At 67.2% G+C, this 24848-nt stretch carries 30 protein-coding genes; 18 read left to right on the top strand and 12 right to left on the bottom strand.

From position 1 onward, the window contains the following. The first annotated feature begins 1 nt into the window (after position 1). A complete protein-coding gene (locus ACIA8C_RS32750) occupies positions 2-139 on the top strand; it encodes a hypothetical protein (RefSeq protein ID WP_397141422.1) in 138 nt (45 codons plus the stop codon). 1 nt (position 140) lies between these two features. On the opposite strand, the gene ACIA8C_RS32745 is transcribed toward ACIA8C_RS32750, so the two are convergent. After that, the gene (locus ACIA8C_RS32745; protein ID WP_397141420.1) at positions 141-521 is read right to left on the bottom strand and encodes a DUF1870 family protein; all 381 of its coding nucleotides are present in this window, start codon (positions 519-521) and stop codon (positions 141-143) included. 141 nt (positions 522-662) lie between these two features. Between ACIA8C_RS32745 and recO the strand changes: the two genes are divergently transcribed. The 8 genes from recO (at position 663) to ACIA8C_RS32705 (ending at position 7156) form a co-directional block, all read left to right on the top strand. Beyond that, positions 663-1415, top strand: a complete 753-nt coding sequence (gene recO / locus ACIA8C_RS32740; protein ID WP_396967479.1) for a DNA repair protein RecO — start codon at positions 663-665, stop codon at positions 1413-1415. Positions 1416-1475: 60 nt separating this feature from the next. Then, on the top strand, positions 1476-2285 hold the full coding sequence (locus tag ACIA8C_RS32735; protein WP_397141418.1) for an isoprenyl transferase: 810 nt from the start codon (positions 1476-1478) through the stop codon (positions 2283-2285). Beyond that, positions 2282-2713 (top strand): YbjN domain-containing protein, encoded by a 432-nt coding sequence (locus ACIA8C_RS32730; protein WP_396967476.1) that lies wholly within the window; start codon positions 2282-2284, stop codon positions 2711-2713. The genes ACIA8C_RS32735 and ACIA8C_RS32730 overlap by 4 nt, the downstream gene beginning before the upstream one ends. Positions 2714-2813: 100 nt before the next feature. Continuing rightward, on the top strand, positions 2814-3782 hold the full coding sequence (locus ACIA8C_RS32725; RefSeq protein ID WP_397141416.1) for an ABC transporter ATP-binding protein: 969 nt from the start codon (positions 2814-2816) through the stop codon (positions 3780-3782). Between the two features lies 1 nt (position 3783). Next, entirely contained in the window at positions 3784-4569 is a 786-nt protein-coding gene (locus ACIA8C_RS32720) for an ABC transporter permease (protein ID WP_397141414.1), read from the top strand. Positions 4570-4824: 255 nt separating this feature from the next. Continuing rightward, positions 4825-5991: a sensor histidine kinase gene (locus tag ACIA8C_RS32715; protein WP_397141412.1), complete on the top strand. Its 1167-nt coding sequence runs from the start codon at positions 4825-4827 to the stop codon at positions 5989-5991. Positions 5992-6036: 45 nt separating this feature from the next. Further along, entirely contained in the window at positions 6037-6642 is a 606-nt protein-coding gene (locus ACIA8C_RS32710; RefSeq protein WP_397141410.1) for a response regulator, read from the top strand. Between the two features lie 130 nt (positions 6643-6772). Then, positions 6773-7156, top strand: a complete 384-nt coding sequence (locus ACIA8C_RS32705) for a hypothetical protein (protein ID WP_397141408.1) — start codon at positions 6773-6775, stop codon at positions 7154-7156. Between the two features lie 224 nt (positions 7157-7380). On the opposite strand, the gene ACIA8C_RS32700 is transcribed toward ACIA8C_RS32705, so the two are convergent. After that, positions 7381-7809, bottom strand: coding sequence for a hypothetical protein (locus ACIA8C_RS32700; protein ID WP_397141406.1), 429 nt, complete (start codon positions 7807-7809; stop codon positions 7381-7383). Between the two features lie 111 nt (positions 7810-7920). On the opposite strand from ACIA8C_RS32700, the gene ACIA8C_RS32695 reads away from it, so the two are divergent. Both ACIA8C_RS32695 and ACIA8C_RS32690 read left to right on the top strand, forming a co-directional pair. Next, positions 7921-8379 (top strand): methyltransferase family protein, encoded by a 459-nt coding sequence (locus tag ACIA8C_RS32695; protein WP_397141701.1) that lies wholly within the window; start codon positions 7921-7923, stop codon positions 8377-8379. A gap of 120 nt (positions 8380-8499) precedes the next feature. Then, positions 8500-8775, top strand: coding sequence for a YggT family protein (locus ACIA8C_RS32690; RefSeq protein ID WP_396989352.1), 276 nt, complete (start codon positions 8500-8502; stop codon positions 8773-8775). Positions 8776-8779: 4 nt separating this feature from the next. Here ACIA8C_RS32690 and ACIA8C_RS32685 read toward each other — a convergent pair whose 3' ends face one another. Further along, positions 8780-9385, bottom strand: a complete 606-nt coding sequence (locus tag ACIA8C_RS32685; RefSeq protein WP_397141404.1) for a TetR/AcrR family transcriptional regulator — start codon at positions 9383-9385, stop codon at positions 8780-8782. A 102-nt stretch (positions 9386-9487) separates the two neighbouring features. On the opposite strand from ACIA8C_RS32685, the gene ACIA8C_RS32680 reads away from it, so the two are divergent. Both ACIA8C_RS32680 and ACIA8C_RS32675 read left to right on the top strand, forming a co-directional pair. Then, positions 9488-9637 carry a hypothetical protein gene (locus ACIA8C_RS32680; RefSeq protein WP_397141402.1) on the top strand — a complete coding sequence of 50 codons (150 nt, stop codon included), beginning with the start codon at positions 9488-9490 and terminating at the stop codon, positions 9635-9637. Then, complete coding sequence (locus ACIA8C_RS32675; RefSeq protein WP_397141400.1) at positions 9634-10458, top strand: hypothetical protein; 825 nt, start codon at positions 9634-9636, stop codon at positions 10456-10458. The genes ACIA8C_RS32680 and ACIA8C_RS32675 overlap by 4 nt, the downstream gene beginning before the upstream one ends. Positions 10459-10563: 105 nt before the next feature. Here ACIA8C_RS32675 and ACIA8C_RS32670 read toward each other — a convergent pair whose 3' ends face one another. The 5 genes from ACIA8C_RS32670 to ACIA8C_RS32650 form a co-directional block, all read right to left on the bottom strand. After that, positions 10564-11154, bottom strand: coding sequence for a hypothetical protein (locus ACIA8C_RS32670; protein WP_397141398.1), 591 nt, complete (start codon positions 11152-11154; stop codon positions 10564-10566). Positions 11155-11359: 205 nt separating this feature from the next. After that, positions 11360-12340: a hypothetical protein gene (locus ACIA8C_RS32665; RefSeq protein WP_397141396.1), complete on the bottom strand. Its 981-nt coding sequence runs from the start codon at positions 12338-12340 to the stop codon at positions 11360-11362. A gap of 138 nt (positions 12341-12478) precedes the next feature. After that, a complete protein-coding gene (locus ACIA8C_RS32660) occupies positions 12479-12925 on the bottom strand; it encodes a Fur family transcriptional regulator (protein ID WP_397141394.1) in 447 nt (148 codons plus the stop codon). Between the two features lie 3 nt (positions 12926-12928). Next, positions 12929-13279, bottom strand: a complete 351-nt coding sequence (locus ACIA8C_RS32655; protein ID WP_378680133.1) for an ArsR/SmtB family transcription factor — start codon at positions 13277-13279, stop codon at positions 12929-12931. A gap of 83 nt (positions 13280-13362) precedes the next feature. Beyond that, complete coding sequence (locus ACIA8C_RS32650) at positions 13363-14250, bottom strand: hypothetical protein (RefSeq protein WP_397141392.1); 888 nt, start codon at positions 14248-14250, stop codon at positions 13363-13365. 216 nt (positions 14251-14466) lie between these two features. On the opposite strand from ACIA8C_RS32650, the gene ACIA8C_RS32645 reads away from it, so the two are divergent. Beyond that, positions 14467-15858: a glycine--tRNA ligase gene (locus ACIA8C_RS32645; RefSeq protein WP_396989357.1), complete on the top strand. Its 1392-nt coding sequence runs from the start codon at positions 14467-14469 to the stop codon at positions 15856-15858. A gap of 54 nt (positions 15859-15912) precedes the next feature. Here the strand turns inward: ACIA8C_RS32645 and ACIA8C_RS32640 are convergent, their stop codons facing one another. Continuing rightward, positions 15913-16365 (bottom strand): DUF1707 domain-containing protein, encoded by a 453-nt coding sequence (locus ACIA8C_RS32640; protein ID WP_397141390.1) that lies wholly within the window; start codon positions 16363-16365, stop codon positions 15913-15915. A gap of 172 nt (positions 16366-16537) precedes the next feature. On the opposite strand from ACIA8C_RS32640, the gene ACIA8C_RS32635 reads away from it, so the two are divergent. Next, entirely contained in the window at positions 16538-17458 is a 921-nt protein-coding gene (locus ACIA8C_RS32635) for an NADP-dependent oxidoreductase (protein WP_397141388.1), read from the top strand. Positions 17459-17489: 31 nt separating this feature from the next. Here ACIA8C_RS32635 and ACIA8C_RS32630 read toward each other — a convergent pair whose 3' ends face one another. Beyond that, positions 17490-18098 carry a TenA family protein gene (locus ACIA8C_RS32630; RefSeq protein WP_397141386.1) on the bottom strand — a complete coding sequence of 203 codons (609 nt, stop codon included), beginning with the start codon at positions 18096-18098 and terminating at the stop codon, positions 17490-17492. Between the two features lie 86 nt (positions 18099-18184). On the opposite strand from ACIA8C_RS32630, the gene ACIA8C_RS32625 reads away from it, so the two are divergent. Both ACIA8C_RS32625 and ACIA8C_RS32620 read left to right on the top strand, forming a co-directional pair. Then, positions 18185-19420: an acyltransferase gene (locus ACIA8C_RS32625; protein ID WP_397141384.1), complete on the top strand. Its 1236-nt coding sequence runs from the start codon at positions 18185-18187 to the stop codon at positions 19418-19420. Positions 19421-19620: 200 nt separating this feature from the next. After that, positions 19621-21063: a molybdopterin-dependent oxidoreductase gene (locus ACIA8C_RS32620; RefSeq protein WP_397141382.1), complete on the top strand. Its 1443-nt coding sequence runs from the start codon at positions 19621-19623 to the stop codon at positions 21061-21063. 78 nt (positions 21064-21141) lie between these two features. Here the strand turns inward: ACIA8C_RS32620 and ACIA8C_RS32615 are convergent, their stop codons facing one another. Both ACIA8C_RS32615 and ACIA8C_RS32610 read right to left on the bottom strand, forming a co-directional pair. Beyond that, positions 21142-21960 (bottom strand): MerR family transcriptional regulator, encoded by an 819-nt coding sequence (locus ACIA8C_RS32615; protein ID WP_397141380.1) that lies wholly within the window; start codon positions 21958-21960, stop codon positions 21142-21144. 44 nt (positions 21961-22004) lie between these two features. After that, positions 22005-23984, bottom strand: a complete 1980-nt coding sequence (locus tag ACIA8C_RS32610; RefSeq protein WP_397141378.1) for a TPM domain-containing protein — start codon at positions 23982-23984, stop codon at positions 22005-22007. A gap of 169 nt (positions 23985-24153) precedes the next feature. On the opposite strand from ACIA8C_RS32610, the gene ACIA8C_RS32605 reads away from it, so the two are divergent. Further along, positions 24154-24831 (top strand): MBL fold metallo-hydrolase, encoded by a 678-nt coding sequence (locus ACIA8C_RS32605; RefSeq protein ID WP_397141376.1) that lies wholly within the window; start codon positions 24154-24156, stop codon positions 24829-24831. Positions 24832-24848: the final 17 nt, after the last annotated feature.

Genomic DNA, 24848 nt, shown 5'->3' with positions numbered 1-24848 from the left:
GGTGATCAACCCGAACGGGCACTGCCTGTTCGACGGTCCGGGCGCGCGGCCCGCCGACCTCGGCGCGACCGCACTGACCCCGGTGCGTGTTGACACCCCGATCGTCCAGCTCGTCATCGAACCGACGCTGTACCGCTGATCTACTCCACGAACTGCAGCTCTACCTGCGGTAACTCGATCATGACCCGGGCGCACACGGCACGATGCCAGGTGGCCGGGTACCGCGTGTCCGGCTCGTGCCGGGAGTAGTCGTCGTTGGTTCGATACGTGTGCAGGCGCGCGGAGATCTCACCGGCGCCGATCGCGCCGACCATCGCCTCCACCACCTGCTCGGTCTCGTCGGCGATCTCGGCGAGCTCGCGGGCCGCGGTGTCCGGAATCTGGAAGGCTCCCCGTTCCCACCGTTCTACGGTGCGCTCGGCGACGGCGAAGAGCCGGGCGCACCAGGGCACCGGCAAACCGAGTAGTTCACGAGTGGCCCGAAAACCTGCGGCGGTTCCGGTACCAAGTAGGTCGTCCAAATCCGAAAACCCCTCCCCAGCAGTACGGTAGAGAAAAAGGATAGGTCAGCGCGCCGACCGGCATGGTGGATTCGTCTGTGGAAGTGGCAGTGGGGTGCCGCGCCTGCCAGGGGCTGTCGGGTCTTCGTGGGAGGATGAGGCGTGCGTTTGTATCGGGATGTGGCGGTGGTGGTACGCCAGCACAAGCTTGGCGAGGCGGACCGCATCGTCACGTTGCTGACCCGTCAGCACGGTTTGGTGCGCGCGGTGGCCAAGGGGGTGCGCCGCACCAAGTCGAGGTTCGGCGCCAGGCTGGAGCCGTTCGCCTACATCGACGTGCAGCTGCATCCGGGTCGCACGCTCGATGTCGTGACCCAGGTACACACCGTTGAGGCGTTCGCCTCCGACATCATCGACGACTACGGCCGCTACACCACGGCCTGCGCGGTGCTGGAAACCGCCGAACGGCTGGCCGGTGAGGAGCGGGCGCCCGCGCCGCGGCTGCACGCGCTCACCGCGAGCGCGTTGCGCGCCATCGCGGCCAAGCAGCGGCCGCACGAGCTGATTCTGGACGCATTCCTGTTGCGCGCCATGGGTTTCGCGGGCTGGGCGCCCGCGCTGGACGAATGCGCCAAGTGCGCGACGCCGGGCCCGCATCGCGCGTTCCACGTCGCGGCAGGCGGCGCGGTGTGCGTGCACTGCCGCCCGCCAGGGTCGGCGACACCGGCGCCGGGGGTGCTCGATCTGCTGGTCGCGCTGCTGCGCGGCGAATGGGAGTACGTCGAGACGGTGCCGGAGGGGGTGCGCAGGCAGGCCAGCGGTCTGGTCGCGGCGCACCTGCAATGGCATCTGGAACGGCAGCTGCGCACGTTGCCGCTGATCGAGCGGTCGAGCCCGGTGCGCGCCCCCGCCTGATCGCCTGCGTCCGTGGAGACCTTCACAAGGCCTCCACAACCATCAGGCAGGATAGGGGCCGTGATCCTCCGCCGAGACTCCTCCACCGCGACCAAGTCGGGCGCGACCCGCACCGTTCGGGCGCCCTCGCAGCACCCCTCGGGCGCTCGTCCGCCGGAAATCCCGGCCGTGCTGGTGCCCAACCACGTCGCACTGGTGATGGACGGCAACGGCCGGTGGGCGCAGGAACGCGGGTTGCCGCGCACCGCGGGCCACGAACGCGGCGAGGCCGTGCTGATGGACACCGTCGAGGGCTGCATCGAGATCGGCGTGAAGTGGCTGTCGGCCTACGCCTTCTCCACCGAGAACTGGCGGCGCAGCCCCGAGGAGGTGCGCTTCCTGATGGGCTTCAACCGCGACGTGATCCGGCGGCGCCGCGACGAGATGCACGAGATGGGCGTGCGGGTGCGCTGGGCCGGACGGCGACCTCGGTTGTGGCGCAGCGTGATCAACGAACTCGAGGTCGCCGAGGAGCTGACCAAGGACAACACGGTGATGACCCTCACCATGTGCGTCAACTACGGTGGCCGGGCCGAAATCGCCGACGCGGCAAGGGAAATCGCGCGGCGAGTGGCGGCGGGCGAGATCGACCCGGAGAAGGTCACCGAGTCGACGCTGGCAAAGTACCTGGACGAGCCGGACATGCCGGACGTCGACCTGTTCCTGCGGCCGTCCGGCGAGTTCCGCAGCTCGAACTTCCTCATCTGGCAGTCCGCCTATGCCGAATTCGTCTACCAGGACACCCTGTTTCCCGATTTCGACCGGCGCAACCTATGGCAGGCCTGCCTCGAGTACGCTTCGCGGGACCGACGCTTCGGCGGCACCAAATGAACGGCGGTACGGACATGGAATCAACGGTGAGTCCGGAACACGAACTGCAGGCGCGGGCCGGTGCCTGCCTGTCGATCTACGACATCGACGTGCGCGTCGACCCCGAGGGTTCGATCGGCTTCGAATACGAGGGCTCACTGTGTTCGTTGCGCGCGGTGCGGCTGGCGCCCGGGCTCGACGTGCTGACGCTGACCTGCGTGCTGGCCTGGGACCGTCCGGTCAAGGCGCAGCTGCACAAACGGGTCGCCGAGCGGAACAACGAGCTGCAATTCGGCTCGCTGACCGTGATCGTCCGGGAGAAGCTCGCCGACGTCATCCTGCGCTACACCTTCCCGGCCGCCGGCCTCGACGACCAGGCGCTGGCCACGATGCTGGTGCTCGTGCTCTCCGGAGCCGGGCGAGCCCGGCAGGGTTTGCTGCTGCCCTGACCGCCTGATTCACACTGTTTGTACTGCCATGACAACTGTCATGGCAGACACGTGACATGCGTGCGAGGTATTCGGGGCGCTGATGCGCGAACGTTGACCCATGACATCAGCACTGACGACCGCGGCCGTCTTCGCCGCGGCTGGTGGATCGGGGAAGCGGGCCACGGGGGCGACACCGGCCATCGAACTGCACGATCTGCGCAAGAGCTTCGCGGTGCCCGGCGGCGGCGCCGTGCAGGCTGTCGACGGGCTCGACCTGGTCATCGAACCGGGCGAGATCGTCGCGTTCCTCGGGCCCAACGGCGCGGGCAAGACCACCACCCTGGACATGGTGCTCGGCTTGGCGCGACCGGACTCCGGCACCGTCGAGGTGTTCGGCGGCACGCCGACCGAAGCGCTTGCGGTAGGCCGGATTTCGGCGGTGCTGCAATCCGGCGGGCTGCTGCCCGATCTAACCGTCGGTGAAACCGTGCGGCTGGTCGGCACGCTGTACTCGGACGTGCGTCCGGTCGAGGAGGTGCTTGCCCGTGCGGGCATCGCCGATATCGCCGGCCGCATGGTCGGCAAATGCTCAGGCGGACAACGGCAGCGGCTGCGGTTTGCGCTCGCGCTGCTGCCCGATCCCGACCTCATCGTGCTCGACGAGCCGACCACCGGCATGGATGTCGAAGGGCGACGGGATTTCTGGAACGCGATGCGGCAGGACTCCGAGCGCGGCCGCACCGTCCTGTTCGCCACCCACTATCTGGACGAGGCCGACGCCTACGCCGATCGGATCGTGCTGGTCCGGGCCGGGCGGGTGGTCGCGGACGGCAGCGCCGCCGAGATCAAGAACCTGGCCTCGGGTCGCGCGGTCAGCGCGACCCAGCCCGGTGCCGTGCCGGCCGGGCTGATCGCGCTGCCCGGCGTCGATGACGTCGAGGTGCGCGGCGAGCGAATCATCGTGCACACCAAGGACTCCGACGCGGTAGCCCGCTACCTGCTCACCGAGACCACCGCGACCGATCTGGAAATCACCTCGCACAACCTCGAATCCGCGTTCCTGGCGCTCACCACCGGAGAAAACTGACATGACAACCCTTGCCCCACAGGGCGTTACCCGGCATCGGCGGACTCCGCTCGGCGGCTTCAGCGCCGGATTCCTGCGCTTGGAACTGCGCAGAATGCTGCGCAATCGCCGCACGATGATCTTCACGCTGCTCATCCCGCCGCTGTTCTTCGTCATCTTCGGGCTGCAATCCGACTTCCGGACACAGTCTTTCGGTTCCGGCAATATGACCGGCTACGTCATGGTGTCGATGGCCGTCTACGGCGCGATGCTGGCCAACACCAGTGGTGGCGCCATGGTGGCGATCGAACGTGCGCAGGGCTGGAGTCGCCAGTTGCGGCTCACCCCATTGCATCCGGTCGCTTATATCGCTACCAAGGTCACCGTCGCGATGGTGCTCGGATTGGTGTCGGTCAGCGCGGTCTTCGTGGTCGGTGCGGTACTCGGTGCCAAGCTGACGCCGGTCGCGTGGGTGAGCTGCTTCCTGCTCGCGTGGATCACCTCGGTGGTCTTCGCGGCCTTCGGATTGTTCGTCGGCTACCTGTTGCCGTCGGAGAACGTGATGCAGCTGCTCGGGCCGGTGCTCGCGGTGTTGTCGTTCGCGGGCGGGCTGTTCGTTCCGCTCGGCGGTTGGTTCGGGACGGTGTCGAAGGTGCTCCCGACCAACGGTGTCGCCACGCTTGCGCGGATTCCGTTCGGCGACACCGGCGCGGGGTCGATCGCGATCGCGGTGCTCAATGTCGTCATGTGGGCCGCGGTGTTCGCCGGCGGATCGGCGATGTTGTTCCGTCGTGACACGTCTCGCTGAGCTATCCGGTGTGCCGCGGTGCGGCCGTCCCCGTGGGGTGGACGGCCGTGCTGTGCCATTTGTTGGCACAGCGGCCGCGGAGTCCCTTGTCATCCCGCACTTGTCCCGGGATCGGGTGGTGATGTTCGGCGCGAAGACCCGTCTCGACACCGGTGTTCGCTGGGATATCCAGCAAGGTTCGGTACCGTTTGTCCTCGTGATCGACCGAGGCGCGCGACAACTCCCGCACGACCCGTCGCGCGCAAGGAGCACGGCATGGACGTGAGGTCACGGCTCGCGTCGCTGCGCGACGGTGGGGCGTTGGGCTTGATCGACAGCATGGTCTCCGATGGCGCCGCGGTGAACAGTCGACGGCGCGGCTGGTTCGGTGCGCTGATGTCGACGGCCTGGCTGTCGTACATGATCGCGCCGATACTGCAGGCGTGGTCGGACGGTGAGCGGCTGCGAGTGGCGCTCGCGGCGCCGACGTTGCTGATATTCGCAGCGTTGGTGCTCGGCGCGTTCGTCATTTTTCGCCGCCGCAACTCCGACGCCTGGGTGGATCGGCCTACCGATCCCAGGCTGTGGCCGTTCCTGGCCGGTATGGCCGCGGGCACGGCCACCCTGATCGCGTTGCTCGGTCCGGTCGCGCTGCCCACCACGATCTTCATCGCGGTGACCGCGATCTTCCATATGCCGGGGCGCGAGTCCGGGTACGTGACGCTCCTCGTCGTGCTGGTGCTCCTGCTGCTGCCCCTGATCGTCCCGAGTCTGTCCGGGCTCGGGTTCTACTTCGCCTTCATCCCGGCCGTGATCTGGGTGGCCAGGCAGTTGGGCCTGCGCGGCGAGCGGCTCGGGGAGCTGGCCCGTAAGCAGCGCGCCGAGCTCGACATCGTGGAGGAACGCAACCGGGTGGCGCGCGACGTGCACGATATCCTCGGCCACTCCCTGACCGTGATCACGGTGAAAACCGAACTCGCGCAACGGCTCATCGATGTCGATCTGGGGCGGGCCAAGACCGAGCTTGCCGATATCGAGCGGCTCGCGCGGGAGGCGCTGGCCGGGGTGCGTGACACCGTCGGCGGGTTGCGGGAGGTCACGTTGCGTGGCGAACTCGCCAATGCGCGAACGGCATTGGCGGCCGCGGATATCGTCGCGGACCTGCCGGAGGTCGAAAACGCCCCGCACAGTGAGTTGTTCGGCTGGGTGCTGCGTGAGGCGATCACCAATGTGATCCGGCACAGCGCCGCCAAGCACTGCACGGTGACGGTTACGCCGTCGAGCATCGAGGTGGTCGATGACGGACGCGGGGTCGGTGCGGCGGTAGCGTCCGGCTCCGGGCTGGCTGGTCTTCGTGCCCGTGTCAAGGCCGCGGGCGGAACCTTGACGTTGTCCGCGCCGGAAGGAGGGGGAGTGCGTGTCCGTGCGACCATCCCCGAGTAGGGCAATACCGATGTCGGGTGCTCTTCGAAAAAGAAAGTGGGACAGATGATCCGGCTGTTGCTCGCCGACGACCAAGCGCTGGTACGTGGCGCGCTCGCGGCGTTGCTCGGACTGGAATCCGACCTGGAGGTGGTCGGCGAGGTCGGCCGTGGTGACGAGGTGGTCGATGCCGTCGCTCGTACGAACCCCGACGTAGTGCTGCTCGATGTGGAAATGCCCGGCCTGGACGGCATCTCGGTCGCCGCGCAGCTGCATGCCGCGCACCCCGACGTGCGAGTGCTGATGGTGACCACCTTCGGCCGACCAGGATACTTACGCCGCGCGATTGATTCGGGTGCCAGCGGGTTCGTCGTAAAGGACACCCCCGCAAGGGAACTGGCCGATGCGGTGCGCCGGGTCCAGATGGGCCTGCGGGTGGTCGATCCGGCCCTGGCCGCCGAAACCCTCACCGCGGGCACCTCGCCGCTGACCGAACGGGAACGCGAGGTCCTGTCCGCCGCGGCCGACGGCGCCACCGCGGGTGCCATCGCCAAACAACTGCACCTCTCGGAAGGCACTGTCCGCAACCATCTGTCCGCCGCTATCGGAAAAACGGGCACCACCAACCGTGCGGAAGCGGTCCGCGCCGCCGAACGCCTCGGCTGGCTCTGAGGTAACCCTTTTTCGGATCCGCGCAGCGACTGAGCACACAGGACTTACACAACAGATCCGCAGAGTAGTCCCACCCTTCGCTCGTACCTTCGGGGTACAGGTCGGGACAATTCACATATAAGGCGCAGTCATGGCAGAAGTGGAAAACACCGGGGAAAGTGCTCCGGTGCAGCATACGAATCCAGCAGCGGCACCGAAGCCGCCATCGCGGCTAGCGGCGCGCTGGCGGGGCTCACGCCCGTTGCGAATCGCGAGCGCGGTGCTGGTCGCCGTGGTGATCGGCGGCGTCGGATTCGGCGCGGGGCTGGCCGTCGGCGGCGGCGATGGCCATCACCACGGCGGGCATCAGCTGGCCGCCGCCCATCGTTTCGGGCGGGATGAGGGACCGAGGATGCATCGGTCCGAGCGCGGCGACCGGCCAGGTCGTGGCGACCGGCCGGGCGACAACGGCTCGGCGCCTGGAGCGCCGACACCGCCGTCCGCGACGCCGACACCGAGTCCGGCGCCGCGCTGATCAGTGGCACGGCCAGCCGCCGTGGCAAATCGCGGCCGGCTGTGCCACTGACGGCGATCGATGGCCGACTCGGCCCGGGGCGCATCCGCGGCCGGCTCGTTGGCTACTTGATGGACGAGATCAACACGGAGACAAGCGAATACGGCGAGCCGGTCGCTTCGCGGTGGACGGACACGTGTCAGCCGCACGCGAGGTGCGGCCGACCGCGGACGTGCGCCAGGTGATTACGGCAGCACGGCGCACGCGGGGCCGAGGTTGATGCCCGTCCCGACGTTCACAGTCGTCATGATGTAGGACTCGCCCTGGATGTACTCGGCCGCCCAGATATCGTGCTTGCCCTTCTTGGCTGGGGTCCAGATCGTGCTCGCCTTTCCGGATGCGTCCGCGACCTGGGTGATCGGCTTGAACGTATCGGCGGTCCGTCCGCCGTCGACGTCGTCGAGGTAGGTGACGGTCGCGCCGGGTCGCGCGGTCGCGGTGACCGTGTAGGAGCAGCCTGCACCGTAGCCACCACCTGAGCTACCGAAACTCAGTCCGGGTGCGACGTCGACGCGGGTGACCGAGGCTCCCGCGGTCGGGGCGGCTAGCGCGATCGCGGCGGTCAGCGCGCCCAGTGTGGTCAGCGTGGCGGCGGTCTTCTTTGAAACGGTCACAGCAGTTTTCCCTTCCGACAAAACCGATTTCCCCGCGAGGGGCCGCCCCGACACTTGCACAGGTGGTGTCCGCGATCAATGGCCCGGCACGGATCGGCGGGCCAATAGACCATCGTTCTGCTCGTCGCGGTCGCCGTCAACGGCGCCGTAGTCGTCGCGGCCGTGCTGCCCGCGACCAGCGTGTTCCAGTTGCCGGGCCGAGCACACCTGCCATGGGAGATCACCGGGCTCGCGACCATGTGGCTGGGGTTGGTCGTGCGAGCCTGGGCGATCACCGTGCTCGGTAGCTCGTTCCGGACGACCGTCGAGGTCGACACCGACCAGACCGTCGTCGATCGCGGCCCGTATCGCTGGGTGCGTCATCCGTCCTACACCGGTGTCCTGCTGATCACGACCGGCCTCGGCCTCGCCGCGGGCAATTGGCTCTCGCTGCTCATCGCCGTCGCGCTGCCAGTGTTCGCGCTGAGCAGACGGATCGACGTGGAAGAGCGAGCGCTGGTCGAGACCATCGGCCGCCCCTACGAGACCTACCGAGCCGGGACCAAACGGCTTGTCCCGGGCCTGTGGTAATCATTCGTCATCCGCTCGCTGATAGTCATCTGAGAATCCGGCAAACGCGACACTTTTCGTCCGGTCTGGTGCGTTGAGACTGGTGAGAAGGCCAACGCGGCCACCACAAAGGAGTGCGGAATGAGCCTCATCGGGACCCTGCTCGGCTACGTGTTGACGGTGTTCATCGTGTTGCTGCTCGCGCGGATGGTGTTCGACTGGATGGCCGCGCTCGGCAACAGCCCGAGCTGGGCGAACCGCCCCCGCGAACTGACGCACGCCGCGACCGAGCCGGTGATCGCACCGGTCCGGCGGGTCCTGCAGCCGATCCGGGCCGGTGGGCTGTCCATCGACCTGGCCTTCACCGTGGTGTTCATCGTCGCGCTGGTGCTGCGCGGGATCGCGTTCAGTCTCTGACGCGTCAGGCGGCGGGGCCGTTGTAGGCGAGCAGGGTGCGCAGACCGCGGGCGAGAGTCTGCGGGTCGAGGTCGCCGATTATCAAGTGCTGCAACATGAATCCGGGCAGCACGCCCATGAGGGCGGTGGCCGTCGCGTGGGTGTCGGCGTCGGCGGCGAGCCAGCCCGCGTCGCGCATGCGCTCGGTGTATTCGTAGCAGCAGCCGCGGATGCCGAGGATCGCGTCCTTGACGTACTCGGCGGCATCGGCGTCCACCAATGCCAGTGCCCACGCCTGCGGGGCTAGTCGCACCGGGCCCTCGGGTCCACTGTTCGCGACCATGTGCTCGGCCATCGCGGCGACGAAACGGTCCGGTGTCGGCAGGGGATCGGCGTGGATCAGCTCGGTCATCAGTGCGCGCAAGGGCACCGTCGTCTGGGTGGCCAGCGCCGCGATGAGGTCGTCTTTGCTCTTGAAGTAGCGGTACACCGCCCCGGCGGATAATCCCGATTCGGCGAAGACGTCCTGCATGGAGGTCTCGTGGAAGCCCTTGCGGGCGAAGCACAGGCGCGCGGCGTCGAGGATCTGCTGTCTGCGGCGTTCCAGGTGCTCTTCGCTGACCTTAGGCATGCTTACAAACTAAAACGAACATCCGTTCTTGACAAGCTCCTTGGTGCGGGCGACGATATGTGCATCGAAAGAGAACGGTCATTCGATTTACGGGAGAACGTCATGACCACCACCCAGCGAGCGCTCGCCGTCGGCGTCGGCGCCGCACTGCTCCAAGCGCTGATGCTGATCGCCTTCGCCTGGCCCGCCGCCAATATCGCCCGCGCGATCTGCCCATCGCCGTCACCGGCCCGCAGGCCGACCTGGTCGTGACGCAGCTCGCCGCGCACAGTCCGGACGCGTTCGACATCGCGCGCCCGGCCGACGAAGCCGCCGCGCGCGCCGCCATCGAAGACCGAGAGGTGTACGGCGCCATCGTCACCGGCGACGGACCGCCCCGCGTCCTGATCGCCTCCGCCGCGAGTCCGGCTGTCGCGCAACAACTCACGCAGATCGGCCAGCAGCTGGCCGGGGGACCGGCACCGCGGGTGGACGATGTGGTGGCCGCCGACTCCGACGATCCGCGCGGCACCGCGTTCGGCGCGATGGTGCTGCCGTTGGCGTTGTCGGGCATCGCGGCGGGCGTGCTGCTCAGCCTGCTGATCCCGACGGTCGGCGGAAAAGCATTGGGACTGCTCACCTTTGGCGTGGTAGGCGGTCTGCTGAGCATGGAGATCATTCAGGGTTGGATGTCGGTGGTACCGGGTTCTTACCTCGAACTGTCCGCCGTCGCAGGCCTCGTCTCGTTCGCCGTCGCGGGTGCCGTCGTCGGACTCTCCACCGCGATCGGCCGGGTAGGCATCGGCATCGCCGCACTCACCATGTTGCTCATCGGCAACCCGTTCTCCGCCGCCACCTCGGCCCCGGAACTCCTCCCGAAGCCCTGGGGCGCCATCGGCCAGGTCCTCCCACCCGGCGCCGCCGCCTCGCTGCTCCGCTCGGTCGCCTTCTTCGACGGCGCGGGGGCCGGCAAACCACTTGCGGTGCTACTGATTTGGGCTGCCGCCGCCCTCGTGCTCCTTGGTATCGGCGCATTGCGCGCCCGCGTCCCCGAGGCCGCAGCCCCGGCTCCCGTCGCTGCTACCACCGGCTGATGCTCCGCTCGCGGGACATGACGGCGCCGAACGTCGAGTAGACGCGCCGTCATATCCCGAGAGTAATTGCGGCTGCGACATGCAGAGGTGCGGGATTTTGTCCAGCTAGCAGTAGGACTTGTTTTTGTCGCAGGTCCAGAGGTTCAGATATTTGAGATCGTTATCGTTCCCCTTGTGCTCATCCGCGTACCTCTCCTCATCGTCGATCGCTTCGAGTTGTTTCTCGTTATTTGCGATCTGATCGTCGAGCTTCTTCTCGAAGAACTTCTCCATGCCGTCCTCGGTAGCGCAGCACGCCTTGATGTCACCCTTGTGGTCGACCACGTTGTTCTTCAATGCTCGAGAGAAATCCGTCAGATCCGAGCACATCTTCTCCCTGGTCACGGGATTGAATTCGTCACCGTAGAGCTCGTACAGCGTACTCTCGAACGGGTTGCAATTCGGATTGTTGGAGCGGTATTTATCGTTGAATACCCAGGTGTACGGCGCCTGGCGCTGGATATCGTTATGCGTCGTATACCATATGTGGCTACGCGGCGCTGTGCCTCCGTCTTCGCAAACGAAGTTGATGATCTGCATGGCTTTCTGCTGTTCAACTTCTTCGGGATACGCCTTGGCGTGACCTGCCGACGCACAGAGCAGCACGGCCACAGCCATCGCGAACACGGCCAGCCAACTGCTTCTTATCGCGAGCATGTTCGGGTTGTTCCCTTCGGTGTGAGAGTCCGTCCGATCGGCCTGCGCTATCTATAATCAAATGTTCGGCCGGTCGAGCGACAGGTGTCGATTAGGTCTTCGTCACCGGAGACGTTCTGGATGGAAACAGGTCGGTGGACAATAGAAACGGCCCCGGAGAACATCTCCGGGGCCGTTTCGTAGCGGCTGAACCCGCTTTCGAGAATCAGCTGACGGTGAAGGCGAGGGTGGGGGCGGTGGCCGCGCCTTCCTCCTTCTGACTGTTGTAGGTCAGGACGTAGTTGCCGGTGGCCGGGGCGGGCACGACGAAGACGACGTAATCCTTCGCGTTGTCGATGGTCTTGTTCGCGTCGAGCAGTTCGTTGATCGGGCTGCGGTCGTCGGCGACGATGCTCTGGCCGTCGGGGGTTTTCAGCGAGAAGTATTCGGTGAAGATGTTAAGGCCGCCGGCCGAGATGCCGGATCCGCCAATGATTTTGATGTGCAGGGCGAGTTCGTCCTTGCCGTGCTCGTCCTTGGTGTAGCTCGGGCCGAGTTTGCCCGCGGTCACCTGGATGGTGGTCTGGTCCTGCACCAGCGTGCCGGTGACGGGGAGGGTCTTCGGCTGCACGCTGTCCACCTTGCCCGCGGCGCTGAGCGGGATCTTGGTCTGGTTGTCCGCGGCCTGGCCGTACACCACGGTCATCGTGTCGATCAGGTGCTCGGCGTCCTTGGCGGACTTGACCGACGTGGTCACCTTGCCCGCGGCAGAACCGCCGCCGGGCACCGTCGGGTTGTCCCACAGCGCGCCGCCGTCGACCTCGTTGCCGACCAGCAGCGAGGTGTTGTTGCTGATCGTCTTGTTGTCGAGAGTGGTGTTCTTGTAGGTGATGTCGATCAGCGCCTTCGCGCCGCCGAATTCGTCGGGCACCACGGTCGCCTTGTTGACGGTGATGTCGAAGCCCTCGTACCAGCCGGTCTTTCCGACGGTCCGCACCGTCGACTGGCTCGCGTTGTTGCTGCCCGGCGCGCCGTTGGCGGCCACACTGGTCGCCGGGGTCGCCGAAACCGGGGTCGCCGCGCCGTCCTTGTCGTTGCATGCCGTCAGTACCAACGCGGCCGCGCTGAGCATCGCCGCTGCTGTTGCGGCGGTGCGGATTCGACGGTTACGCGCCGGAACTACAGATGAAATCAGGGTCGTACGCACGCTGAGCCTCCCGGAAATATGCAAACCCCAGAGCGCGACACCCGGGTCGGCCGGGCGTTCGTGGGTTCGCGTTGAAATCTGCACGGGAAGGTGCGGTGTTAACCAGGGCTCGGTCCGCTGAGTGAACCGAAGCGTGGACTACATCGTGGTCCGGCCGTCGCCGTCGCCCGCGGACGCACAGGACTCGCAGGTGCCGAACACCTCCATGGTGTGGCTGACCTCGATGAACCCGTGCTCGCGCGCGATGGCGCCTGCCCAGGCCTCCACGGTGGGACCCTCCACCTCGACGGTGCGCCCGCACTGCCTGCACACCAGGTGGTGGTGGTGCCCGGTGGAACATTGCCGATAGACGGACTCGCCGGAGTCGGTGCGCAACACATCGACCATGCCCGCGTCGGCCAGCGACTGCAGCGTGCGATAGACGGTGGTCAGGCCGATGCCTTCGCCGCGCTTGCGCAACTCGTCGTGCAACTCCTGGGCGGAGCGGAACTCCTCGATGTCGCCGAGCAGTGCGGCGATGGCACTGCGCTGTCTGGTGCTACGGATGCCGACCGCCTTCTGCGGAACGACACTGTTCTCTGGCACGAATTACCCTTCCTCGGCGTGCGCGACGGCGTCGACCACGATGTGCGCGAGGTGGTCGTCGACGAGTTCGTAGAGCACCTCGCGACCGGACCGCTCGCCGTGTACGACGCCCGCGGACTTGAGGATGCGCAGGTGCTGACTCACCAGCGGTTGGGTGACCCCGAGCGCGTCGACCAGCTCGTGCACGCAGCGCGGCGACTCGCGCAGTTGCAGCACAATGGCGATGCGCACCGGTGCGGCCAGTGCGCGCAGCAGCTCACCCGCGTCCTCCAGGACGGTGCGCGCCGGTACCGGCGCGGGCGCGGGCGAGCGGTACGGGTTGTGCGGATGGGCGGTGGCGGTCTCGGCGGTCATGGCACCAACTCCTTAATGGAAAGCGATTCCATTTTGATATGCACAGTTGCGCATGTCAAACGGGCGCGCCGAGAGTCGGTGATTCAGCAGTCGTTGTCCTGTGGGATCGGCACCGACGGATCGAAGTATTCCGCTTCGTTGCGCGGTGCCGCGGGCGCGGCCGGTCCGAAGTGGGGTGGGGTGGGGTAGCTCGGCGCAAGCAGGCCGCGACGATGCAGCGGGCAGTTGGCCGCGTAGACGAAGCCCTTGACCTCGCCGAACCACATGCCCTGCGACCCCGCGTCGTACGCCGGATCATCCACCCACACGTAGTCGACCTCCTGCCGGTCGACCGCCATGATGTCCATCGGACCGTCCACCGTCGTGGTGCCGACGTCGAAGGCGTAGGCGATCAGGTAATTGGTTTTGATCGTCAATTCGCTCTTGTCGTTGAGCGTCGGTGTCATCGAACCGGTGACGCGGGGGAGCGCAGCCAGCAGTGGGTAGCGGTCGGCGAGTTTGGTGGTGACCCACCAGGTGTGCGCGTCGTCGCCGAGTCGGCCGCGGATGTCCTCGACTTGATGCGCGGCGAGCTGGGCGAGCACCGGTTCCGGATCGTGGGTCTGCAGCACATGCCGATCCAGTCGCGCGGTGATGATCAGCTGTCGCACCTTGGCCATGATGTCGGCCACCTGATCGGCCGGGTAGCGGCCGATCGGTTGGGCGGGTGGCGGCATGATGCCCGCCTCGCCCTCGGGCCAGATCGCCGCCGGTGTGTGCTCGAAGGGGCGACTCGGGTCGACCTCGGCACGGTTGTCCACCGCAGGGGTGGCCCGTGCGGTCGAGTGTGACGGCGACGGCGCGTTCCTCAGGACCAGATAGCCGACCACCAGGACAACCACGATGATCCCGACGACGATCCCGATAGTGCGGTGGCGTTTCGCACGGTCGAACCGCTGATGATCGAATTCGTCTGGCGGATACTGATACATCGCCTACCCCCGGAAACGCTCCTGCCGGGCAAGCATCGCACCGGCGTCCCCTCGATGCTGCCTGCCGGCGGTCAAGGCCGCAATACCAAGAACCTGCCGGTGACACGGGCGAGGTTGCCCGTGCGGTGGAAACTCGATTGGGCAGGGCCGATAGTCTGTGGGCGAGGTCTGATCGGACCGAATGAATCCGACTCGTAGTGGATGGAGAATTCTCGAGTGGCACCCAAGTCGAAGGTGGACACCGTTGCCAACCTCGCCAAGCGCCGGGGTCTGGTGTACCCGAGCGGTGAGATCTACGGAGGCACCAAATCGGCCTGGGACTACGGTCCACTGGGCGTCGAGCTCAAGGAGAACATCAAGCGGCAATGGTGGCGGTCCATGGTCACCAGCCGCGAGGACATCGTCGGCCTCGACTCGTCGGTGATCCTGCCGCGCCAGGTGTGGGTGGCCTCGGGCCACGTCGGTGTGTTCAACGATCCGCTGGTGGAGTGCCTGAACTGCCACCACCGCTTCCGGCAGGATCACCTGCAGGAGGCGTACGCGCTCAAGCACAAGATCGACGACCCGGACACCGTCTCGATGGAGCTGATCGCCTGCACCAGCTGCGGCACCGTCGGCAAGTGGACCGAGCCGCGCGACTTCAACATGATGCTCAAGACCTACCTCGGCCCGATCGAGTCCGAGGAGGGCATGCACTATCTGCGGCCCGAGACCGCGCAGGGCATCTTCGTCAACTTCGCGAACGTGATGACCACCGCGCGCAAGAAGCCGCCGTTCGGCATCGCGCAGATCGGCAAGAGCTTCCGCAACGAGATCACCCCCGGCAACTTCATCTTCCGCACCCGCGAGTTCGAGCAGATGGAGATGGAGTTCTTCGTCAAGCCCGGCGAGGACGCGGAGTGGCACAAGTACTGGATCGAGACCCGCTTCTCCTGGTACACCGACCTCGGCATCAACCCGGACAACCTGCGGCTCTACGAGCACCCGAAGGAAAAGCTGTCGCACTACTCGGCAGGCACCACCGACATCGAGTACCGCTTCGGCTTCCAGGGCAACGAGTGGGGTGAGCTCGAAGGCGTGGCCAACCGCACCGACTTCGACCTCAAGACGCACTCCGAGCACTCGGGCACCGAGCTCAGCTTCTTCGACCAGACCACCAACGAGCGCTACGTGCCGTATGTCATCGAGCCCGCGGCCGGCCTGACCCGCTCGCTGATGGCGTTCCTGGTCGACGCGTACGCCGAGGACGAGGCGCCGAATGCCAAGGGCGGCGTGGACACTCGCACGGTGCTGCGACTGGATCGCAGGCTCGCCCCGGTCAAGGCTGCGGTACTTCCGTTGTCGCGCAACGCGGATCTGACGCCGAAGGCGAAAGACCTTGCCGCACAGTTGCGCCGGAACTGGAACGTGGAGTTCGACGACGCGGGCGCCATCGGCCGCCGCTACCGGCGTCAGGACGAGATCGGCACCCCGTTCTGCATCACCGTCGACTTCGACACCCTCGACGATCAAGCGGTGACCATCCGCGAGCGGGACTCGATGGCGCAGGAACGGATCGCGCTGGACAAGGTGGAGGGCTACCTGGCCCAGCATCTGCTGGGTTCCTGAGGCTTTCGCGAACGAACGGCCCGCACCGGGTGATCGGTGCGGGCCGTTCGTCGTTCAGTGCCTCGGCGGCAGTGGCGGCGTCGGTGGCGTCGGCGGCAGCTGCGGACGCTGCGACCCGGAACCGTTGCCGCGCACGGTGATTCCGATCGCCGTCGGGATGAGCAGCGCCATGCCCCACGGCACCGCCACCCAGAACGGCCAGAAGTAGCCCGCGCCGGTGGCCACCCAGATCAACAGGGTCAGCATGTTCACGAAGACCCAGGGGATCCACATGATCACGACCCACTGCGGGATCCGGTTGGTGGGCACCATCGCGCGCGAACCGCGTTGCGCGGGAAGGTCGGCCAGCACCGGGGTCAGCTCGCCGTAGGTCTTGGCGCTGTATACCTGCTGCAGTCGGTCGTCGTACTCGTGCAGCGTCAGCCTGCCCTCGTTCATCGCGTGCCGCAATTGTTCGACGATCTTCTCGCGGTCCGCATCAGACGCCCGCACATTCTCCGCACCCACGATTGCCAGCGTAAGGCCGTCGCGGACGATCCGCGCTTCAATCGCGCACGGATATTCGGTGGCAAGCGGGGTTGACGTCGCTGTTTTCGAATCCGCTGCCGCGGGAATTAACCGAGCCGGGCGGGCCGTTGACGCACGAGATGCCTTAAGTCACCGAAGCGAGGAGCTCAGCATGGCAAGAGCGGTGAAGTTCGATCGGTATGGCGAGATCGATGAGTTGAAGGTGGTCGACGTGCCGACCCCGACGGCCGGGCCTGGGCAGGTGGTGGTCGCCGTGGTCGCGGCGGGCATCAATCCGGGCGAGGCGTACATCCGTAGCGGGGCGTTGCACGATCGGTGGCCCGCGACGTTTCCGTCGGGGGAGGGGACCGATTTCGCGGGACGGATCGTCGAGCTCGGGTCCGAGGTAGGTGGACTCGAGGTCGGTGCCGAGGTGCTCGGGTTCACCGACGATCGTGCCAGCCACGCGACGCACGTTGTGGTGCCTGTCGCGCAGGTGACGCCCAAGCCCGCCGGGCTGGACTGGGATGTCGCGGGTGCGTTATATGTCGCGGGCACAACGGCTTTCGCGACGATGCGGGCGGTGGAGGCCAACGAAGGCGATGTGGTCGTCGTGTCCGGTGCCGCAGGGGGCGTCGGTTCGATCGCGGTGCAACTGCTGCGGGCGCGCGGGGCCGAGGTGATCGGCATCGCCAGCGAGGCGAACCACGACTGGCTGCGGAAGGTCGGCGCGACGCCGGTCGCCTATGGCGACGGGCTGATCGACCGTCTCCGAGCCGCCGCGCCTGACGGTGTGGACGCGTTCATCGATACGTTCGGTGCCGATTATGTGGACATCGCCGTGGAACTCGGTGTTCCGGTCGAGCGCATCGACACCATCATCAACTTCGCCGCCGTGGAGAAGCACGGCGTGAAGGCCGAGGGCAACGCTGCCGCGGGCACCATCGATGTGCTCACCGAGCTGGCCGATCTCGCCGCGGCAGGCGCCATCGAGGTGCCGATCGCCGGTGTCTACTCGCTCGACAAGGTGCAGGACGCGTACCGCGAGCTGGAGCAGCGGCACACCCGAGGCAAGATCGTGCTGCGGCCCTGACTCCTCGCCTCTGCTGACTCCTCGTGCGTCTTCAGCGCGGGACGTCCCAGAAGGCGAGTTCGTGGCGCATGCCCTCGCGGAACAGTTGTTCGGCGCGGTCTGGATCGGGGCCCGCTTCGTCGATCATTTGGGCGCAGCGGCGGGTGAGGGCGGCGAAGGCCGGGTCGGCGTAGGTGTCGACCCAGCGGCGGTAGCGCGGTTCGGCGGGCGGGTTTTCGGCGAGGCGTGCGCCCAGCGTGGAGTAGCCCCACATGCACGGGTACATGGCGACAAGGCCCTCGGCGTAATCGGCGGCCGAGTCCAGCAGGAAGCCCGTATATGCCGCGCAGGCAACACCTTTGGTGATACCGCCGAGGTCGGCGCCGAACTCCGCGGCCAGCGAACGGTGCAGCGCGAGCTCGTCGTGATAGGTGGCGTGCGCCAGATCCACCAGGTCGCCGAGGTGCGCGGCGGGGGCCTGCCAGGCCAGGCGGCTGAACACACGGACATAGTCGAGCAGGAAGAGGTAGTCCTGCTCCAGCCAGGAACGGAAGATCGGCTCGGGCAGGTCGCCCGTGGCGATGCCGGCCACGGTGGGATGGACGAGCTGATGCTCGACCAGTGGACGGCCGAGTTCTTCCAGATGCGCGGCGAGACTCATGCCGTCCAGTCTTGCGCATCCGTTCGTTTGCGCCCCGGCCGGTGTTGCCGCACGCTTGCGAGGTGTTGCGGGATGAGGATCAAGTGGTGCGCGTGTTGGCGCCGTCGGAACAGCGGTTTGTCCGGCACGGTACCTACACCGGCCGGTCGGTGTCGGTGGCGGGGGAGCTCGATGTCGCGGCGTTGAAAGAGGCCTTCGCCGCATTGCAGTTAGCGTTTCCGGTGGTGCTCTGCCGGATCGAGGAAGACGACGCGGGGACGGGATATCTACTGCGACCGGGGGATTCGCCGATTGGCGCCTCGGTGGCCGACGGTGATGTGGAGACTGTGGGTTTGCCGGGGACTCCGGTGGACCCGGGGACGCAGCTGGCTTATCTGGATGCGGTAGTGTCCGGCGCGGGTCGGTGGCGGGTCACCCTGTTCGCGCATCACAGCATCGCGGATGCTGGGCATTGCGTCGAACTGTTGTCGCGGTTCTGGGGGTTTTATACCGACGTCGTCGGGTCGGTTCCGATAACCGTTGTGCCGCAGGAGTATCCGCAGTCGTTGGAGTGGCATGCGGCACGGCGTGGCATTGTCGCCGGTGCGGTGTCCGGCTTCGAGGATGTGACCAAGCCGTTGCCAGCGACGGCAGCGCCTGTCCCTGTTGGTGATTCAGCACCCAGTTCGCTCGCCCGGCCGAGACGTACTCGGCTGGACGAGGCGGCGACGGCGCGAATCGTGGCACTGGGTCACCATCGGGGTGTCAGCGTCAACGGATTGATCACGGCCGCACTGCTGCGTGCCTACGCGTCCGAAACGGCTGGCGGTCCGGTGCCGTTGGGTGGCCTGTACCCGGTGGATATGCGGTCGCGGCTGGATCCGCGAGTGGCGCCCGCCGAGGGCACCAACATGGCCGGACTCGCGTCATTCGCCGCCGAGGTCGATCCCTCGGGCAGTGTTCTCGAACTGGCCCAACAGATTTCGGCGCGACTACGTGCCGACTTGGCCAGCGGAGTCGTCCAACAGTCGGTGTTGCACTTTCCCGACTTCTACGGGCCGACCCGAATCCACTCGCTGGCCGGTCACGTCGCGATCACCAATACCGGTGCGGTGCCGCGATTCCGAACCCCCGCCGGACTCACTCTCACCGACTACGAAATCGTCTACCTGTCCGCACATCCCAAGCCTTCGACCGGCGCCTCCGCCGCGATCACCTTCCTGGTCTACACCTTTCACGGCCAGCTGACCGTCGGCCTGCTCGGCGGCGACGGCGCGGACCGGCTGCTCGCCGCGGTGCTCAAAGAGCTGACCGCGTTGTCGGCCGAGGAGATCGACGAGTAGCCGGGGCCGCCGAAGTGAGCCGCCAGTGCTACTGGTAGCTGACGCGGGTGGGGCGCATGACCAGGACGACGCGTCGTGGATGGTCGCCGACGGGCGGTCGGCGGACCGCCTGCCGCGGGTGAAACGATCTGGCCGGTGCGCCGTTCAGGCAGAATGCAAGGTGACAGCGGACGATCGGGTTGGAAGCGGGTGTGCCAGCGGTGCTGACGAACGGAGATCGGAGCGGGGTCGGAGCGGCCGCGGTCGGGGTGGCGGCGCTCGGGGTCGGCGAGGCGATCGCGGCGACCAGGGGTGGTTCGCTGATCGACACCGTCGGGCGCGCGCTCATCGATGCCGTACCGGTGCCGGTCGTCGAGGCCGCCGTCGCTATGTCCGGTCGGCACGACAAGGTGGTCACTCGGTTCGGTGTCGCCGCGGGTGTGGTCGTCGGCGCCGTCGGGCTCGGTGCCTTGCCCGAACGGCTGCGCACACCCGTCGCGATGGCCTCCGGTGCCGGTGCGGCGGCGTTGGCGACGCGCCTGTCGGCCCGTTCCACCTCTACCGTCGCCGGTGCGGTCGCGGCCGCCGGAGTGCTCGCCGCTGGCCTGCGCAGGCGGCCGCACGGACTGCTCGGCGCGCTGGGCTGGTTGGCGACGGGCGCCGGGATGTTCGCGGCCGCGTACACCCTGCAGCACGATCTGGACCGCAAGCAGGACAACGATATTCGCCGGATCGGTCCGATGGGCGCGCTGGGCGTGGTGCCGCAGGACGGGCTGGAGGACGAGCCGGGGCTGTCCCCGTTGGTCACCGCCGCCCATCGAATGTACGTCGCCGATGTCAATCTGCGGCCACCCCGGATCGATCCGGCCCACTGGCGACTGTCCGTCACCGGCAAGGTCGCGCACCCCTTGCGCTTGACGCTGCATGAATTGGCCGAGGACGCAGTGGAATTCGACGCCGTCATGGTGTGCATCCACAACCATCCGGGTGCGGGCCGTGCGGGTAACGGCCGCTGGTTCGGGGTGCCGCTGTCCGATCTACTGAAGCACGCGATCCCGGAATCCGACGCCACCCGCCTGGTCACCAGAGCCATCGACGGTTACACGATCTCGCTACCGATCGAACCGCTGCGCTCCGGCGAATGGCCCGGCTACGTGGTCATCGGCATGAACGGTGAACCACTCACCCCGGCGCACGGCTTCCCGGCCCGCGTCTTCGTGCCCGGCCTGTACGGCCAATACACCGGCGCGAAATGGCTTGGCGAACTGGAACTTACCGACGACACCCACGTCGACTATTGGCCGCGCCGCGGTTGGCCAGCGGGCCCACTCTGGATAACACCACAGGCCCGCATCGACGTAACCGCACCCGGCCGAATCGCCGCGGGCATCACGACGATCGCCGGAGTCGCCTGGGCCCCGCCCCACGGCGTCGCAGGCGTAGAGGTGCGCATCGACGAAGGCGACTGGCACCCAGCCGATCTCGCCACCGAACTCGCCCCCGCCGCCTGGCGCCGCTGGCGCACCGCGGTAGAACTCTCGCCAGGCGAGCACCGAATACAGGCCCGCGCGATCAGCCGCTCCGGCGAAGTCCAAGAAGGCAGGCACCGCCCCTCATTCCCCACCGGCCCCTCCGGCTACCACACGATCACCGTGCACGCCTGAGCAGCCGCGCCCTCTCTCGGGATCTGCACCGAATATAGGGCGAGTGCGGATCCCGAGTGAGAGTGCGGATTTCGATGGTTACTTGGGGCGGATCGGCTCCTGGAGTTCGGTTACCCAGCCGGATGGGTCTTCGGTGTAGACCAGGGTTACCTCGCGGCTGGGGCCGCTGAGGCGGTAGCCGTTGTCGTCGACCCAGCGGCCTAAAGCCTGCCAGGGTTCCAGGACCTCGTACATGCTGCCGCGGTGGACGACGGTGGCGGCCTGGGGGATGGCGGGGAGGTCGACGACGGTGAAATCGTGGGCTTCGCCGGGGTCGAGATCGACCGGCACGGCGGCGTGGGCGAGCACCGAACCGTCTTCGCGCTCTTCGTAATACGCGATGCCGTAGCCGACGATCGGTATGCCTGCGTGCTCCAGCCGTTTGCAGATGTCTTCGAACAGCGGACCGATGACCGGGCCGATCGATTCCGGCTCGAAACTGGCGGCGACAGCGGTCAATTCGGCGACTCGAACCGCCGGTATGAACTTGATGATCACATCATGGACAGGCATGGCGCCCTCTTTCTCGATGATGCGGAGCCTCGTTTCGACCTGGACCAACCTGGCGCGGTCGCCCGCGATGCGCTGTTCGAGCTCGGCGCGGCGCAGTGTCAGCATGCCGCGCAGTTCCGCGCCGCTGACCTGGTCGTCCAGGATCTGGCCGACCTGCTCCAAGGTGAAGCCGAGATCCTTCAGTGCGACAAGGCGATTGAGCCGGGCCAGCTGCCCGCCGGAGTAGAAGCGGTAGCCGCTGTGCTCGTCGACCCGATCCGGGCGTAACAGCCCGATCGCGTCGTAGTGGCGCAGCATGCGCACCGACACCCGTCCGTGTCTGGCGAAGTCTCCGATGGTGAACATAACGACTCCTGGTCTATGACCTCACACGGTGTCAGGGTCAAGCGTCAGAACCGGCCGCCGCGGCTGATCCGCCGCGAACCCGTGGATCCGCCGTAGGAGCCCGCGCTCCAGCCGCCCGACCCGGATCGGCGTCCGCCGCTCGCGGCGCCGCGCAGCAGTCCGTCGATCAAGATGCCACCGAGCACCGCGCCTGCCTGCGACCTACCCGACACCGGTTGTGCCGTCTCCCAAGCCTGCACGCTGGCCTGCGCGGCCTGTAGTGCGCGTCCGCCGAGGTCGGCCGCGGCTTGGGCACTGGTCAGTGCCCGCGCGGGATCGGTGGCGCCGAGTTGTTGTGCCGCATCGAGATTGCGTTGCGCCTCGGACAACCGGGTGCGTGCCTCGGCATCGATGCCGCCGCGCCGGGTGGTGATGTAGTCCGATGCGGCGCTCACCCGGGAGCGGGCGGCGGTCAGCGCCTGGTCGAGACGGCGCCGCAGATCCTCCACGGCGAGTTTGCGATCGGTGGCCGCGGCGATGGCGCGGTCCAGTTCGCCGTCGGCGGCGACCGCGTCGTGGAAGGCATCGAGTGGGTCGGCTGTCGCGGTGGCCGCCGCCTTGTCCAGGGTGGTCTGCGCGGTTGCTGTCGCGGCCGCCAGCTCCGCGCCGCCATAGCCGGAAAGCTCTGTGGCGGCGGCGATATCGCGGCGCAGTTCATCGAGTACCGCGGCCAGGCCGTCGCGAGCCTGCTGAATGTTGGTGGACGCGTTGTCGATGCCGTCGAGCAAGGTGCGGGCCTGGCCGACCGCCGCCTCCGCCGAACGGATCGCGGCGACCGCCCCGCCCTGTTTGCCCACCGGGTTGGTGAGTGCCGCGCGACCCGTGTCGATGTTCTGCTCCGCGAAGGTGATTCGTTCGCGCGCCATGGTCGTGTTGTCGTGGATCGGGGCGAGCACGCTGGCCGGGTGCGCGGCGGTGAGCCGGGAGAGCTCCGCCTCGGAGGTGGGCAGGCGGCTCTTTAGTTCGACGAGATCCCTTGTCAGCCCGTCCAATCGATCGGCGGCGTTGATCAGCAGATTGCGCATGGCGTCGAATTCGGCGACCTGGGCGTCGAGTTCACGGTCGGCTCGACCGACCGTGCCGATCAGGTCGACCAAGAGCGTGCGCTGCTCGTCCGGCGTTTCCGGGATTTCGTCGTCGAGCCGCTGCCTGATCGAGAAGGCTTTGGCGGCGGCGGCTTTCGCGTGATCGAGCGCGGTGATGAAGGGCAGGGCGGCGGTGGTGCCGAACTCGCCGGTCGCCAGCTCCAACTCCTCGGCGCTGGTGCGGATCGCATTATCGATTTCGACCAGCGCCTCCCGTGAGCGTGCGTGCAGCGCCGCCAACGGCAGCGCGGCCAGCGCAGCGGTGTTGTCCGGGTCCACCGCCCGCGCCACCGCGAGCTCGTCGTTCGCCCGGTCGCGCCGCCGCTTGCGCGCGAACAACAGCAACCCGCCAACCACCAGCACGACCAGCACGCCGATGACGAGCAGAAAGCCGACGTTGACGCCGCCGCCCCGCATCGCCGACTTCAGCCCGTCCGCCGTCGCGATACCGGCATCCGCCCACCGGCCGTCTCGCATCGCGGGCTCCACCTCGCGCGTCAGCAGCTTGTCCAGCTCGGAATCGCTGACACCGCTGGGCAATTCCCCATAGAACCAGTACGACCGATCCCGCGTGGCGACCGCGAGCATCAGGTCGCGATCGCCGAACCCGGATTCCGACGCCGTGCGCTGCGCCCACGCCTCCGGTCCGAGCCCACCGAAATCGCGCACGTACACCACCCACAGCCGCACCTGCTGGTCGGCATACAGCTGATCCACCGCCGACCGCACCCGATCGAGCTGCCCGCCGTTCAGCGCCTGCGCCGAATCGACGACGTAGGTGTCCATCCGCAGCGGCGGCTCCGCCACCCCCGTCGGCGCACCGACCAGGGCTGCTCCGGCGAACAGCACGCTGAGCACCACCCAGGAAGTCCAGCGGGCAACACGATTCGGCAGCGACATAGCACGAATCTATCGCGCGACCCGTCCGTGCGGCTGCTGGTCAACGCCGCAACCCAGAAGTTCGGCGCCGGACACCACGGGCGAAGCCGTGCGCTTCGGGTGCGGTCTGCCGAGCATTGGGGAACGCGCGGAATGGCAGGGGATCGCGTCGGTCGATAGCATCGACGGTGTGATCAACATCGATCGCCCGTATACCGGTCATGTCTCGCCGGGTTCCGATCCGCAGCAGCATGACGTTCCGGGTGCCCGCATCATCAAAATGTCCGTCGGCGGCATGGACAACAACTGTTACCTCGTGCAATGCACGACCACCGGAGCGGCGCTGCTCATCGACGCCGCGAACGAGGCCGAGCGCATCGCGGAACTCATCGACTTCGTGGCGCCGGGCCAGATCGGCGTCATCGTCACGACGCATCAGCATCCCGACCACTGGCAGGCGCTGAAGCAGACGACAGCCGCCACCGGAGCGCCCACCGCCGCACACGAACTCGACGCCGACCCGCTCCCGGTCAGTCCCGACCGCTTGCTCGCCGACGGTGACCACATCCACATCGGCGAGCTGTTCTTCGAGGTCATCCACCTGCGCGGCCACACCCCGGGCTCGGTCACCCTGGCCCTCACCGACGGCGACCAACGGGTCCACCTGTTCACCGGCGACTCGCTGTTCCCCGGCGGGCTCGGCCGCACCACCAGCCCGGCGGACTTCGACTCCCTCTACCACGACGTCACCACCAAACTCTTCGCCCGCTACCCCGACGACACCGTCGTCTATCCCGGTCACGGCGACGACACCACCCTCGGCACCGAACGCCCGCAGCTGGCCGAGTGGCGGGAACGCGGCTGGTAGCCGGGATCCGGACCTAC

The organism is Nocardia sp. NPDC051321 (assembly GCF_044455225.1).
Lineage (GTDB): Bacteria > Actinomycetota > Actinomycetes > Mycobacteriales > Mycobacteriaceae > Nocardia.
This window is presented reverse-complemented; position numbering and strand designations above follow the sequence as displayed.

Coding starts and splice junctions, on each gene's coding strand:
- ACIA8C_RS32730 (WP_396967476.1), top strand. CDS start 2,282: ATGAACGGCGGTACGGACATGGAATCAACGGTGAGTCCGGAACACGAA.
- ACIA8C_RS32725 (WP_397141416.1), top strand. CDS start 2,814: ATGACATCAGCACTGACGACCGCGGCCGTCTTCGCCGCGGCTGGTGGA.
- ACIA8C_RS32720 (WP_397141414.1), top strand. CDS start 3,784: ATGACAACCCTTGCCCCACAGGGCGTTACCCGGCATCGGCGGACTCCG.
- ACIA8C_RS32715 (WP_397141412.1), top strand. CDS start 4,825: ATGGACGTGAGGTCACGGCTCGCGTCGCTGCGCGACGGTGGGGCGTTG.
- ACIA8C_RS32710 (WP_397141410.1), top strand. CDS start 6,037: ATGATCCGGCTGTTGCTCGCCGACGACCAAGCGCTGGTACGTGGCGCG.
- ACIA8C_RS32705 (WP_397141408.1), top strand. CDS start 6,773: ATGGCAGAAGTGGAAAACACCGGGGAAAGTGCTCCGGTGCAGCATACG.
- ACIA8C_RS32690 (WP_396989352.1), top strand. CDS start 8,500: ATGAGCCTCATCGGGACCCTGCTCGGCTACGTGTTGACGGTGTTCATC.
- ACIA8C_RS32685 (WP_397141404.1), bottom strand. CDS start 9,385: ATGCCTAAGGTCAGCGAAGAGCACCTGGAACGCCGCAGACAGCAGATC.
- ACIA8C_RS32680 (WP_397141402.1), top strand. CDS start 9,488: ATGACCACCACCCAGCGAGCGCTCGCCGTCGGCGTCGGCGCCGCACTG.
- ACIA8C_RS32670 (WP_397141398.1), bottom strand. CDS start 11,154: ATGCTCGCGATAAGAAGCAGTTGGCTGGCCGTGTTCGCGATGGCTGTG.
- ACIA8C_RS32655 (WP_378680133.1), bottom strand. CDS start 13,279: ATGACCGCCGAGACCGCCACCGCCCATCCGCACAACCCGTACCGCTCG.
- ACIA8C_RS32650 (WP_397141392.1), bottom strand. CDS start 14,250: ATGTATCAGTATCCGCCAGACGAATTCGATCATCAGCGGTTCGACCGT.
- ACIA8C_RS32635 (WP_397141388.1), top strand. CDS start 16,538: ATGGCAAGAGCGGTGAAGTTCGATCGGTATGGCGAGATCGATGAGTTG.
- ACIA8C_RS32630 (WP_397141386.1), bottom strand. CDS start 18,098: ATGAGTCTCGCCGCGCATCTGGAAGAACTCGGCCGTCCACTGGTCGAG.
- ACIA8C_RS32615 (WP_397141380.1), bottom strand. CDS start 21,960: ATGTTCACCATCGGAGACTTCGCCAGACACGGACGGGTGTCGGTGCGC.
- ACIA8C_RS32610 (WP_397141378.1), bottom strand. CDS start 23,984: ATGTCGCTGCCGAATCGTGTTGCCCGCTGGACTTCCTGGGTGGTGCTC.